The sequence below is a fragment of the Nocardia sp. CY15 genome (assembly GCF_009829295.1).
Classification (GTDB): Bacteria; Actinomycetota; Actinomycetes; order Mycobacteriales; family Mycobacteriaceae; genus Nocardia; species Nocardia sputi.
In genome coordinates, this window is the sequence record NZ_VUOT01000006.1 from 225,774 (window position 1) to 237,118 (window position 11,345).

At 68.3% G+C, this 11,345-nt stretch carries 13 protein-coding genes; 8 read left to right on the forward strand and 5 right to left on the reverse strand.

Annotated features, from left to right (window positions below; translation table 11 throughout):
• Positions 1-145: 145 nt before the first annotated feature.
• Positions 146-940: a metalloregulator ArsR/SmtB family transcription factor gene (locus GVY39_RS10950; protein WP_159929347.1), complete on the forward strand. Its 795-nt coding sequence runs from the start codon at positions 146-148 to the stop codon at positions 938-940.
• On the opposite strand, the gene GVY39_RS10955 is transcribed toward GVY39_RS10950, so the two are convergent.
• The 3 genes from GVY39_RS10955 to GVY39_RS10965 form a co-directional block, all read right to left on the reverse strand.
• The gene (locus tag GVY39_RS10955; RefSeq protein ID WP_159929345.1) at positions 869-1,501 is read right to left on the reverse strand and encodes a nucleoside triphosphate pyrophosphatase; all 633 of its coding nucleotides are present in this window, start codon (positions 1,499-1,501) and stop codon (positions 869-871) included. The genes GVY39_RS10950 and GVY39_RS10955 overlap by 72 nt on opposite strands.
• On the reverse strand, positions 1,498-1,830 hold the full coding sequence (locus GVY39_RS10960) for an acyl-CoA carboxylase subunit epsilon (RefSeq protein ID WP_159929343.1): 333 nt from the start codon (positions 1,828-1,830) through the stop codon (positions 1,498-1,500). Before GVY39_RS10960 ends, GVY39_RS10955 begins: the two co-directional genes overlap by 4 nt.
• 193 nt (positions 1,831-2,023) lie before the next feature.
• The gene (locus GVY39_RS10965) at positions 2,024-3,664 is read right to left on the reverse strand and encodes an acyl-CoA carboxylase subunit beta (protein WP_159929341.1); all 1,641 of its coding nucleotides are present in this window, start codon (positions 3,662-3,664) and stop codon (positions 2,024-2,026) included.
• Between the two features lie 206 nt (positions 3,665-3,870).
• On the opposite strand from GVY39_RS10965, the gene GVY39_RS10970 reads away from it, so the two are divergent.
• A complete protein-coding gene (locus GVY39_RS10970) occupies positions 3,871-4,086 on the forward strand; it encodes a hypothetical protein (protein ID WP_159929339.1) in 216 nt (71 codons plus the stop codon).
• 27 nt (positions 4,087-4,113) lie between these two features.
• The gene (locus GVY39_RS10975; RefSeq protein WP_236565686.1) at positions 4,114-4,917 is read left to right on the forward strand and encodes a biotin--[acetyl-CoA-carboxylase] ligase; all 804 of its coding nucleotides are present in this window, start codon (positions 4,114-4,116) and stop codon (positions 4,915-4,917) included.
• A gap of 78 nt (positions 4,918-4,995) precedes the next feature.
• On the opposite strand, the gene GVY39_RS10980 is transcribed toward GVY39_RS10975, so the two are convergent.
• A complete protein-coding gene (locus tag GVY39_RS10980; RefSeq protein ID WP_159929337.1) occupies positions 4,996-5,949 on the reverse strand; it encodes an acyl-ACP desaturase in 954 nt (317 codons plus the stop codon).
• Between the two features lie 189 nt (positions 5,950-6,138).
• On the opposite strand from GVY39_RS10980, the gene GVY39_RS10985 reads away from it, so the two are divergent.
• From GVY39_RS10985 to GVY39_RS10995, 3 genes are read left to right on the forward strand one after another with little or no spacing between them, the layout of a single operon-like run.
• Positions 6,139-6,684 (forward strand): PH domain-containing protein, encoded by a 546-nt coding sequence (locus GVY39_RS10985; protein ID WP_159929335.1) that lies wholly within the window; start codon positions 6,139-6,141, stop codon positions 6,682-6,684.
• 17 nt (positions 6,685-6,701) lie between these two features.
• Entirely contained in the window at positions 6,702-7,379 is a 678-nt protein-coding gene (locus GVY39_RS10990; RefSeq protein ID WP_159929324.1) for a response regulator transcription factor, read from the forward strand.
• A 1-nt stretch (position 7,380) separates the two neighbouring features.
• A complete protein-coding gene (locus GVY39_RS10995) occupies positions 7,381-8,685 on the forward strand; it encodes a HAMP domain-containing sensor histidine kinase (RefSeq protein ID WP_159929322.1) in 1,305 nt (434 codons plus the stop codon).
• A 1-nt stretch (position 8,686) separates the two neighbouring features.
• On the opposite strand, the gene GVY39_RS11000 is transcribed toward GVY39_RS10995, so the two are convergent.
• A complete protein-coding gene (locus GVY39_RS11000; RefSeq protein WP_159929320.1) occupies positions 8,687-9,226 on the reverse strand; it encodes a GtrA family protein in 540 nt (179 codons plus the stop codon).
• A 39-nt stretch (positions 9,227-9,265) separates the two neighbouring features.
• Between GVY39_RS11000 and GVY39_RS11005 the strand changes: the two genes are divergently transcribed.
• Together GVY39_RS11005 and purE are read left to right on the forward strand one after the other, a co-directional pair.
• The gene (locus GVY39_RS11005; RefSeq protein ID WP_159929318.1) at positions 9,266-10,486 is read left to right on the forward strand and encodes a 5-(carboxyamino)imidazole ribonucleotide synthase; all 1,221 of its coding nucleotides are present in this window, start codon (positions 9,266-9,268) and stop codon (positions 10,484-10,486) included.
• The gene (gene purE, locus GVY39_RS11010; RefSeq protein ID WP_201295360.1) at positions 10,479-10,994 is read left to right on the forward strand and encodes a 5-(carboxyamino)imidazole ribonucleotide mutase; all 516 of its coding nucleotides are present in this window, start codon (positions 10,479-10,481) and stop codon (positions 10,992-10,994) included. The genes GVY39_RS11005 and purE overlap by 8 nt, the downstream gene beginning before the upstream one ends.
• Positions 10,995-11,345 lie beyond the last annotated feature (351 nt).

Here is an 11,345-nt window from a genome sequence, read left to right on the forward strand (position 1 = left end):
GGTGGACGGCGGTGGCACGGTTCGAGGTCTCACAGCGATGGTAGGTGTGAGGCGTTAGTGACTGTCGTTTCAGATCACAAATCGGATGAGGGCCGAATAAAGGGCACCTACATCCGATAAAGTCTCCCGGGAGGAGGGGTGAGCTATGTCCGATTCTTGGCCGCGGCGGCGACTGCTCGCGATCCTACGTGGCGCCAGCGAGCCTCTCGACGCCCAGGAACTGGCCAGAATCACCGGACAGCACGTCACGACGGTTCGTTTCCATCTCGACGTGCTCACCAGGGAATCCCTCGTCCGGCAGTTCCAGCAGCCGCCGCGCGGTCGCGGACGTCCGCGCATCGGGTACAGCGCGGTGCAGCGATCGGTCGGCTACCAGGATCTGGCGCAGGTGCTCGCCGATCAGCTCGGCCCTGATCCGCGGCGCAGATCCGAGGCCGCGATCGCGGCGGGCCGTGCCTGGGGCACGAGACTCGACGTCGGTGACCACCGGGTCGAGTCGCTGGAGGACGCCAAAGACCTCACGATGACGTTGATGTCGGAACTGGGTTTCGCGCCCGAGCGCGATCCGTCCCCGGAGACCGAGGGGAAGGTGCTGATCCGGTTGACGGCGTGTCCGCTGCGCGAGCTCGCGCGGACGCACTCCGAGGTGGTGTGCGGTGTGCACCTGGGTCTGCTCGAAGAGGTGCTCGACCGGGGCGGCGCGCGCGGCGCGATCGACGTGCGGATGCATCCTTTCGTCGAGCCGGAATTGTGCGTGGCCCGACTGGAACTCATCGCCGCGCAGCGCGAGGCGACCGCCGGGGCGGCCAGGCTCGACGAAAGGACGGTGCCCGCGGGCGGCGACGCCGAGACCGTCACCGCGCCGCCCTCAGGCCGTGTGGCCCCACAGTTGCGTAACGCTGATCCCAACATCGCCAAGCAGTCGGCGCAGCAGTGGTAGCCCGATGCCGATGACGCTGGACGGGTCACCATCGATGCGGTCGACGAACCAGCCGCCGAGCCCGTCGAGGGTGAACGCGCCCGCCACCTGGAGCGGCTCTCCGGTCGCGATGTAGGCGTCCAGTTCGTCCGGCTCCGGCTTGGCGAAATGCACGGTGGTGCTGCTGCAGTCGACCGCCTCGGCGGTGATCTGCCCGTCGCGCATCCGCACCACGCAGTGACCGGTGACGAGATCAGCGCTGCGCCCGGCCATGTCACCCCACCGAGCGCGGGCGACCTCCGGTGTGTGCGGCTTGCCCTGCAACTCGCCGTCGACGAGCAGCATGGAATCGCAGGCGACCACAACGCAATCGGCGGCGGACTCCGGGATGCCGGCGACCACGGCGGCCGCTTTGGCACGCGCGAGTTCCACCACGACCACCTGGGGTGGCGTGCCCTCCGGGAGGGCGGCGGCGACCGCGTCCTCGTCCACGGCGGAGACCCGGACGATCGGGTCGATGCCCGCCGAACGGAGCACCTCCCGGCGGGCCGGGGACGCGGAAGCCAGGATCAGCCGCGTCACCCGCGCAGGTGGGACAGCTGCGGGAAGGCGTACGGGGAGAACGGCGACGCGCCGCGATGCATCAGCGTGGGACGGCCCCACATGTCGGGCGGGCCCGCGGGGCCGGTCTGCGCGGTGCCGTTCGCGGCCGCGGACAGCACGCACACCAGCGCGGCGAGTTCCTCGTCGGTGGGCGAGCCCTTCACGACGCGGAAGAACGGTTCAGCGGTGGCCTCGGCGGGTAGCGCGGCCGCGTTCGAGGTGGGCGCACCGACCTCGTCCGTGATCGGGTCGACTGTGAGATCCAGTTCGACGGCGCTCAACACATCTTCTTCTGCCACGGTCGTCACAGTGCCAGGTCCTCTCTTCGCCTCGAATCAGATGAACTGATCAGGCTGTTCCCGTTTTCCGACAAGCTATGGATGAAGCGATCATCCTCGGATTCACTCGTTGCGTCTTTGCAACAAGGCGGTACACGCCAGGGTAAGTGCTACCGAGTCCGACGCCACCCTTTGTGCGCGGCCTATCGAGCGTATCGCTCGATCACAGCGGGATGTTGCCGTGTTTCTTCGGCGGAAGGGTCACCATCTTGCGTTCGAGCAGTCGCAGCGCGGACACGATCTGGCCGCGGGTGTGCGACGGCGGGATCACCGCGTCCACGTAACCGCGCTCGGCGGCGACGTACGGGTTCACGAGCGTGTCCTCGTACTCGTTCTGGAGCTCGAGCCGCAGCGCATCGACGTCTTGGCCGTCTTTGGCGGCCTGCTGCAGCTGCTTGCGGTAGACGAATCCGACAGCGCCCGAAGCGCCCATGACAGCGATCTGAGCAGTCGGCCACGCGAGGTTCACATCGGCGCCCATGTGCTTGGAACCCATGACGTCGTAGGCGCCGCCGTAGGCCTTGCGGGTGATGATCGTGATTTTGCCCACAGTGGCCTCACCGTAGGCGTAGAGCAGCTTCGCGCCGCGCCGGATGATGCCGTTGTACTCCTGCCCGGTGCCGGGCAGGAACCCGGGCACGTCGACCAGGGTGATGATCGGGACGTTGAACGCGTCGCAGGTGCGCACGAAGCGCGCGGCCTTCTCCGAAGCGTCGATATCCAGGCAGCCCGCGAACTGGGTGGGCTGGTTGGCCACGATGCCGACGCTGCGGCCGTCGATCCGGCCGAAGCCGACGATGACGTTCATCGCGCGCTCGGCCTGCACCTCGAGGAACTCGTCGTCGTCGAGCAGGCGACGAATGACCTCGTGCATGTCGTAGGGCTGGTTCGGCGAGTCCGGGATGATCGAGTCCAGCTCGAGATCCTCCTCGGTGAGCGAGTCCTCGATCGCGCCGGGGATCGGGTCGGTGGCCGGGAATCGCGGCGCCTCGGCGCGGTTGTTGCTCGGCAGGTAGGACAGCAGGTCCTTGACGTAGTCCAGCGCGTCCTGCTCGCCGGAGGCGACGTAGTGCGCGACGCCGGACTTGGTCATGTGCGTGTGCGCGCCGCCCAGGTCCTCCATGGTGACGTCCTCGCCGGTGACCGTCTTGATGACGTCCGGGCCGGTGACGAACATCTGGCTGGTGCCGTCGACCATCACGACGAAGTCGGTCAGCGCGGGGGAGTACACGTGCCCACCGGCGGCCGGGCCCATGATCAGCGAGATCTGCGGGATCACGCCCGAGGCCTGGATGTTGCGGTGGAAGATCTCGCCGTAGAGGCCGAGGGAGACCACGCCCTCCTGGATGCGCGCGCCCGCGCCCTCGTTGATGCCGATCAACGGGCGGCCGGTCTTCAGAGCCAGGTCCATCACCTTGACGATCTTCTCGCCGTAGACCTCGCCGAGACTGCCACCGAACACCGTGACGTCCTGGCTGAAGATGCAGACGTCGCGGCCGTCGATGGTGCCGTACCCGGTCACCACGCCGTCGCCGAGCGGGCGGTTGTTCTCCAGCCCGAAGTTCACGCTGCGATGGCGGGCCAGGGCGTCGAGTTCCACGAAGGAGCCTTCGTCCAGCAGGGCGAGGATGCGCTCGCGGGCGGTCATCTTGCCCTTCGCGTGCACCTTGTCGACCGCGGCCTCACCCATCGGGTGCTTGGCCTCTTCCAGCCGATTCCGCAGGTCAGCCAGCTTCCCGGCGGTGGTGTGGATATCGGGGTCGCCCGCCGGACCTGATGCGGGCTGCTGCTGGACACTCGTCATGGCATCGGAGTGTAACCAGTACCAGCCATTTCCTTCTAACCAAGTCCGGGCTACCCATGAGTAGAAAATCGCAGCTAGATCATATTTCCGACGCAAACTTCCTGGTCGGTAGCCGGGTTGACGGGGCGGAAAACAAGTATCGTTCACGGGCGGGTTCCGGATAGCCTCGAGGCGACGGATTTTCGAGCTCAGGGGAGGAGCCCGTCATGTGGGAATGGGGTAGGGCCTTCGCCGAGTACGCCGCCGCGGCGGCCCCCGAGTACGCCGCCGCGGCGGCGTGGACGCGGACCGCCGAGACGGCGCCGAAATACGGCGAGCCCGAGTACTGGGCCGAGACTGTCGAAGCCGAGGGGGAGGGCGGCGACCGTGCGGGCATGGCGTCGTCCGACCCGATCGTATTCGAATACGACCTGGCCGGTTAGCGCTCCGGCGGCGAGTAGCCTGCCGGTGTGCAGAGGCCACCTTTGGATGCAGAGCAGTTGCGGCGCAGTGCCCTCGAGTTGCCCGAGCTGTCGTTCTTCGCACGGATCGACGTGGTGGAGTCGACCGGGTCCACGAACGCGGACCTGATCGCCCAGGCGGCCGATCCGGGCGCCGACCACGTGGTTCTGCTGGCCGAGACCCAGGTGCAGGGGCGCGGCAGGCACGCGCGCACCTGGGTCAGCCCGCCCCGGGCGCAGCTGGCGATGTCGCTGCTGGTGCGGTTGCCCGGGATCGGGCCGGCCTCGCTCGCCTGGCTGGCACTGCTGACCGGCGTCGCCGTGGTGGACGCGCTGCGGACGACGGCGAGCGTGGCCGCGGAGCTGAAGTGGCCCAACGATGTGCTGATCGAGGGCCGCAAGGTGGCGGGCATCCTGGCCGAGGTCGCGTCGAACGCGGGTGGCGCGCCCGCCGTCGTGATCGGGCTCGGGCTCAACGTGAGTCTCACCGAAGAAGAACTGCCGGTGCCGCACGCCACTTCACTGACCATCGCGGGCGCGCGCGAGACCGATCGCACGGTGCTCGTGCGATCGGTGCTGACGGAGTTCGCCCGCCGCTTCACCTCGTGGCGCGACGCGGACTGGGCGACCGACGAGCTGGCCGCCGCCTACCGGGAACGGTGCGCGACGATCGGCACCGAAGTGCGCGCCGAGCTGCCCGGGGGACGGACGCTGACCGGCGTCGCCGAAGGCGTCGACGACTACGGCCGCCTGCTCATCGGCGACCAAGCGGTGTCCGCGGGCGACGTGACGCACCTGCGCGCCCAATACTGACCCGGTTCGCTCGGCGGCGCGGCACGACCGCGCCTCCTCCGGATCGCCCGTTGTCGATCGGATCGCGCGTAGTGGCGCTCAGGCGTGCTGGGTGACGCCGCGCGCGGCATCACGGGCCAGAGCACGGTCGCGCTGCTCCTCGAACTTGACCACGTCCTTGCCCAGCTTCTCGACGTACTCGCCCAGTTCGTCGCGCGCCTGCTCGCCGCGCGGTCCGAAATCGGAGCGGTCGAAGACGTTCCACTGCTTGAACACCGGCTGGAGCACCTCCTCCAAGTGCTGGCGCAGGTCGTAGATGCCGTGTTTGGCCATGAGCACGCCGTAGCGGCGGAAATTGGGCATCCCGGCGCCGGGCATCACGAAGTTCGTCACAATCCTGGTGATCGCGGGCATCGCCTGGTCGGGCACGAGGTCCAGTGCCGCACCGCACACCGAGCGATAGAAGATCATGTGCAGGTTCTCGTCGGCCGCGATGCGCTGGAGCATCCGATCGGCAACCGCGTCGTTGCACGCCTTGCCCGTATTGCGGTGCGAGACGCGGGTGGCCAGTTCCTGGAAGGTGACGTAGGCGATGCTCGCGAGGAATCCGCCCCACCCGTCCGGCGACTGGACACCGGTGCTCATGTGGATCATCCGGGCCTCTTCCAGGGCGACCGGATCGACGCCGCGGGTGACCACCAGGTAGTCCCGCATGGCGATGCCGTGGCGGTTCTCCTCGGCGGTCCAGCGGTCCACCCAGGCGCCCCACGGGCCGTCCTCGGAGAAGTTCTGCGCGATCTCCCGGTGGTAGGAGGGCAGGTTGTCCTCGGTGAGCAGATTGGTGATCATGGCGACCCGGGCGACCTCGTTGAGTCTCGATTGATCCGGCTCCCAGTCCGCGCCGCCCAGGGCGGCGAAATTGCGGCCCTGGCTCCACGGGACGTAATCGTGCGGATTCCAGTCCTTCGCCATGGACAGGTGCCGATCGAGATTCTCTTCGGCGACCGGCTCGAGCTCGGCCAGTATTTGCAGCGGGGTCAGGTCTTCGGTCACGCGTTCCTCCACGGTCGGAATCGGCGATGATGCTGAGCCGGGCGTCGTGCTGTGCACTTCGGGCGGGACAGAGCCAGATCGAGCGGAGAAGCACCTGCGCGGAATGGTCACACGCAGGCTGCCGATTGTGCAGCATGACGCGCTGCGGTGTCAGCCGTTCGGGCATCTTCAGGCGGTAGTGTTCCTGACATGGGTTATCCGGAGGATGTGCTGGCGCCGGAGGAACACTTGCTGCTCCATCGCCATCCGCATTGGAAGATGCTCTTCTGGCCGATCGTGACGCTCATCGCCGCCACGGCGCTCGCCGGTTTCGCAGGGGGACTCGTCTCACGCAAGGCCGAGGGCACGGCACTGTCGGCGCTGCTCGTCACGGTGCTCGTGGTCTACCTGGGGATTCTCCTATGGCGCTGTGTCGCACCGATTGTCACCTGGAAGTCGACGCATTTCATCGTCACCGACCGGCGTGTGCTCGTGCGCCAGGGCGTGATCACCCACAGCGGCATCGACATCCCGATGAGCCGGATCTCCAGTGTGCAGTTCCGGCACGGGCTGTTCGATCGGTTGCTCGGCACCGGAACGCTGATCATCGAGTCGTCCTCCTCGGAGCCGTTGGAGTACGACGACATCCCGTCGGTACAGCAGGTGCACGCCCTGCTGTACCACCAGGTTTTCGAGGTGGAACGCCATCGCGACGGGCGCGACGAGCGCTGGGACGACCATCGCAGCTACCGCTGAGCCCGTAACCTGGGCGTATGACCGCTGTACTGCTGGCCGAGGACGACGAGGCCATCGCCGCCCCGCTGTCGCGCGCGCTCGGGCGCGAGGGCTACTCGGTGACCGTCGAGAGTTTCGGCCCGGCCGTGCTGCAGCGGGCCCTGGAAGGCGGTCATGACCTGCTCATCCTCGACCTCGGCCTGCCCGGCATGGACGGGCTGGAGGTATGCCGTCAGGTGCGTGCCCGCGGAGCGGATCTGGCGGTGTTGATGCTCACCGCTCGCACCGACGAGGTGGATTTCGTGGTGGGGCTGGACGCCGGCGCCGACGACTACGTCGGCAAACCGTTCCGCCTGGCCGAGCTGCTCGCCCGGGTGCGAGCGCTGCTGCGGCGCAGCGGAATCGGTGATGACACGGTGGAGGTCGGCGGCATCCGCCTGGAGCCCGCCGCGCGGCGGGTGCTGGTCAACGGCGTCGAAATCGGTTTGGCCAACAAGGAATACGAGCTGCTCAAGGTGCTGATCGACCGGGCGGGCCAAGTGGTGCCGCGCGAGACCATCCTGCGCGAGGTGTGGGGCGACGCGGAATTGCGCGGGTCCAAGACCTTGGACATGCACATGTCCTGGCTGCGTCGCAAGATCGGCGACGAGGGGCCCATGGCCGAACGGCGCATCGTCACCGTCCGGGGCGTCGGCTTCCGGCTGAACACGGACTGACGTGCGCCGCCGGATCCTGCGTTCCATGCTCACCGTGCTGACCCTCACCACGGTGGTGCTCGGCGTGCCGCTCATCTACACGGCGTGGTTGTGGGTGGAGGACATCACCCGCAACGACCTGCAGAACCGGCTGGACCGGATCGCCGCGGAGATCATCGCGCAGGAGCGCGACGGCATGGTGCTCGGCGAGCTGGACATCCGGTCGGTGGCGCCGCTGGTGCCCGAGAACGGCAGGCTCACCATCGTCTATCCCTCGCAGAAGGACAACGCCCTCCGCCGCGACATCGGGGTGGCGCAGGTGCACGATCCGCTCGTCGAATCGCTGTCGATGGGCACGTCCGGTTCGCTGCGCCTGGAGGTGCCCTCGGCGCCGATGCACGCCATGCAGCGCCAAGCGGTCGCGGTGGTCGCGCTGGCGGTGCTCGCCTCGCTCGGCGCGGCGGTCTCGGTCGCGGTGGTCACCGCCCGGCGGGTGGCCGATCCGCTTCGGGATGTCGCGGCTCGGGCGGCGCGGCTGGCGATGGGCGATTTCCGGCCCGATTCGCGCAGGCACGGCATCGCGGAACTGGATCGGGTCTCCGACGTGCTCGACTCCGCGACCGTGGAGATCGCCGGACGGCTGCAGCGCGAACACGCACTGGTGGCGGACGTCTCCCATCAGTTGCGCAGCAGGTTGACCGCCGTGCGGTTGCGCCTCGACGAGTTGTCGGCGCATGCCGATCCGGAGGTGGTGCACGAAGCCGAGGAGGCGATGGCCCAGGTCGACCGGCTCACCGACGCGATCGACGACCTGGTCCGCGCGTCCCGCGACGAGGACGCGGCCGATCGCGATCCGGTGCCGGTGATGGAGGAGTTGCGCGGCGTGGTCGCCGAGTGGACCCACCCGTTCACCGAGGCGGGCCGCACCCTGACGCTGACCGGCGACGAGTCGCTGCGCGCGCCGCTCACGGGTTCGCGGCTGCGCGAGGCGGTCGCGGTGCTGGTGGACAACGCGCTCATGCACGGCGGCGGCACCTGCACGGTGTCGGTGCGCGAGGTGCGGCCGGGCGCCGACCGGGAGCCGCTGGTGTGCGTAGAGGTCGCCGACGAGGGGCACGGGGTGCGTGACGAGCTCGCGCCGCATATCTTCGATCGAGGCTTCTCCGCGGGCGGTTCCACCGGGGTGGGGCTCGCGCTGGCGCGGGCGCTGGTCGAGGCGGACGGCGGGCGGCTGGAATTGCAGCGGCGCAGGCCCGCGCTGTTCGCGGTGTTCCTCGGGTCCTCGAAGGCGCGTTCGCCGAACGCGGCGGTGCCCGAACCGCGGTGACTCAGCTGCGGCCGAGTTCCTCTTCCACCAAGTCCACGAATTCCGCTTCCAGTTCGCGCATTTCGTCCGGGAAGACCCAGCGGCGCATCGCCCAGAAACGGAACGCCATCTGCAGCAGATTGCCGATGACGAACGCGCTGATGAAGTCGGCGATGTTCTCGACCGTGAAACTCACGTTGGGCTGGCGTAGGTCGAAGATGTAGCTGGAGATCCACAACGGCGTGAAGGCCAGGACGACGCCGACGCCGCTGACGCCGAAGAACAGCAGCGCTTCGTGATGACGTTCCCGCCCGCCGCGGTGCTTGAACGACCATTCCCGATTCAGGATGTAAGACGCAATCACGGCGATGACGCCGGAGATCACCTTGGCCGTCACCGGTTTCTCCGCGAGCACCGTCCACTTCAGCGCGTAGAAGATGCCGCTGTCGATCACCAACGTGGTCGCGCCGACGATCGCGAACTTGATCAGTTCCCGATGCCGGTACGCGATATCTTGCAGCGGCTGGGGGAGGACGCTGACCACGTCGTCGACGAATGACACAAGACCGGAGTGTACCGGTACCCATCATTTGCGCCGGACATGACAATATTGTCCGACGTGAGCGCACGTTCCTTCGATTCATCGGCAATGCCCACCGTCACCATGATCGGTGGCGGCCAGTTGGCGCGCATGACCCACCAGGCGGCGATCGCGCTTGGCCAGCGGCTGCGCGTGCTCGCGGAGAACCCCGAGGATCCGGCCGCGCAGGTGAGCCCGGACGTGGTGCTCGGCAGCCACACCGACCTGACCGCCCTGCGCAAGGCGGCGGTCGGCTCGCACGCGCTGACCTTCGACCACGAGCACGTGCCGACCGAGCACTTGGAGGCGCTGGTCGCCGAGGGCGTCAACGTGCAGCCGCCCCCACAGGCTCTGGTCTACGCGCAGGACAAGCTGGCCATGCGCACCAAACTGAGCGGACTCGGGCTGCCCGTGCCCGCGTTCACGGCGGTGACCTCGGTGGACGACGCCGTGCGGTTCGGTGACGAGCACGGCTGGCGGATCGTGCTGAAGGCGGTGCGCGGCGGTTACGACGGCCGCGGCGTCTGGATGCCGGAATCCGCCGACGCGGCTGAACAGATTGTCACCGATCAGTTGGCGCACGGGGTCCAGTTGCTCGCCGAGGCGAAGATCGACCTGGCACGCGAGCTGTCGGCGATGGTGGCCCGCTCGCCGTTCGGGCAGGCGGCGACCTGGCCGGTGGTGGAGACCGTGCAGCGCAAAGGCCAGTGCGCGGTCGTCATCGCGCCCGCCCCCGGCCTGCCGGAGGATACGGCCGCCGCGGCGGAGACCATGGCGTTGAACCTCGCCGGTGAACTCGGCGTCGTCGGCGTCATGGCGGTGGAGCTGTTCGAGACCACGGACGGGAAGTTGCTGGTGAACGAGCTGGCGATGCGTCCGCACAACTCCGGGCACTGGGGGATGGACGGCGCTCGCACCGGGCAGTTCGAGCAGCATCTGCGTGCCGTGCTCGACTACCCGCTCGGCGACACCTCGCCGCTGGCCCCGGTGACCGTGATGTCGAACATCCTCGGCGCGCCGCAAGCTCCCGCGATGTCGATGGACGAGCGGCTGCACCACCTGTTCGCCAGGCTCCCCGAGGCGAAAGTGCACCTGTACGGGAAGGGCGAGCGCCCCGACCGCAAGATCGGGCACATCAACATCCTCGGCGACGACGTGGCCGAGGTTCGGGAGAAGGCGGAGCGGGCGGCGCACTGGATGTCGCACGCGGTTTGGACCGACGGATGGGATCCGCATGAGTGAAGCAGTGGCCATGACCCCGGCGGTCGGCCTGATCATGGGCAGCGACTCGGACTGGCCGACCATGGAGGCCGCCGCGGAAGCGCTGGCGGAGTTCGGGATTCGCTTCGAAGTGGGCGTCGTCTCGGCGCATCGCACCCCGCAGCGCATGCTCGACTACGCGCGGGATGCCGCCGCCCGCGGGTTGAAGGTCATCATCGCCGGTGCGGGCGGCGCCGCCCACCTCCCCGGCATGGTCGCCTCCGCCACCCCGCTCCCGGTGATCGGCGTGCCGGTCCCGCTCAAATACCTCGACGGCATGGACTCGCTGCTGTCCATCGTCCAGATGCCCGCGGGCGTGCCCGTCGCCACCGTCTCCATCGGCGGCGCCCGCAACGCGGGCCTGCTCGCCGCCCGCATCCTCGCCGCCCACGACCCCGCCCTGCGCACCCGCATGGAACAGTTCCAGGCCGGGCTCGAACAGATGGTCCTGGAAAAGGACGACGCTCTGCGCACCAAGCTGCTGGGCTGAGCGGTCCACGATGCGGGACACCCGCTTGGGCGGGGGCTCCGTCAACGTGGTCGTCCGCGTAGGTGACACCGTTCGCCGCCGTCCGGTCGCGCCTGCCGGGTTCGTGCACGAACTGCTCGCCCGCTTCGAGCGGTCCGGCCGGACGGATCGAATGGTGATCTGCATCACATCGTGTCAGGATGTTCGTCCCCGCGGTGTCTTGTGCTCGAGCCTCTCGGAGCGAAGGAATCTCAATGACCATGTCAAGCCGCAGCTCGGATTCCGTTGATGCTCGGGGGCTGGGTGTCGAAGGGGCGGTTGTCGCGCAGCAGTGCCCACAGCACGTCGACCAGGCGCCGGGCCAACGCTAGA